This is a genomic window from Granulicella sp. S190 (assembly GCF_009766095.1).
Classification (GTDB): Bacteria; Acidobacteriota; Terriglobia; order Terriglobales; family Acidobacteriaceae; genus Edaphobacter.
Genome location: NZ_LMUD01000016.1, coordinates 324,958 through 326,042 on the forward strand (window position 1 = coordinate 324,958; position 1,085 = coordinate 326,042).

The window sequence follows — 1,085 nt, forward strand, 5'->3', positions numbered from 1 at the left end:
CGAGGCCAGCGGGAAGGCTGCCGGAGGTGATCGACCAGGTGTAGGGTGCGGTGCCGCCGGTTGCTGCGAGAGTGGCGCTGTAGGCTTTGTTCGCGGTGCCGGAGGAGAGCGAGGAGGAGGTAATGGTGAGCGTGGGGATTGCTGCGGCGATGGTGAGCGAGAGGGTTGCGTTTGCTGTCTGTTGCGTGGTGCTGGAGTCTTTGACCGCGATAGTGACGGAGAAGCTGCCGCTGGCGGTGGGGGTACCGGCGAGGGTTCCAGTGGCCGGGTTCAGGGTGAGGCCTGCGGGCAGGTTGCCGGAGACGATGGACCAGCTATAGGGTGCGGTGCCCCCGATTGCGATGAGGGTCTGGGAGTAGCCGGAGTTCTGGGTTCCCGAGGGGAGGGAGGAGGTGGTGAGGTGCAGGGCAGGAGGCGCTATGACCAGAGAAAGAGCTACGGATTTTGATTGAGACGGGCTCGATGAGTCGGTGACGGTTACGGTGATAGCGAAGGTGCCGTTGGCTGTGGGCGTACCGGAGAGGGTGCCGCTGCCGGAAGCGAGGGTGAGGCCTGCGGGAAGATTGCCGGAGGTGACGGACCACGTGTAGGGTGCGGTGCCACCGGTTGCGGAGAGAGCGCTCGAGTAGGCGGAGCCCTGCGTGCCTGGGGCGAGGGAAGACGAGTTGATGATCAGAGTGGGAGCTGCGATGACGAGCAAGACGGCGACCGACTTGGTCTGCGCGGGAGTCTCTGCGTCGGCGACTGTGGCGGTGATGTGGAAGGTTCCGCTGGCGGTTGGCGTACCGGAGATGAGGCCGGTGGCGGGGGAGAGGCTGAGACCTGCCGGCAGGCTGCCGGAGGTGATGGACCAGGTGTAGGGGGTGGTGCCGCCGGTTGCAAGTAGAGCGGTCGAGTAGATGATTCCCTGGGTCCCTGAGGGGAGAGACGCCGTGGTGATGGCGAGGGTGGGAGGCGCGATGGACAGGGAGACTGGCGCGGATTTGGATTGGATGGGGTTTGAGGCGTCCGAGACGGTGACGGTGAGGTTGAAGGTTCCGTTAGCCGTGGGTGTGCCGGAGATGAGTCCGGTGGTGGCGGAGAGG

Annotated in this window: 1 protein-coding gene; it reads right to left on the reverse strand. The window is 65.3% G+C overall.

The genetic code is table 11. The annotated features are described in order from the left end of the window. On the reverse strand, positions 1–1,085 hold a 1,085-nt coding region (locus GSQ94_RS10690; RefSeq protein WP_216843066.1), incomplete at both ends, for an Ig domain-containing protein.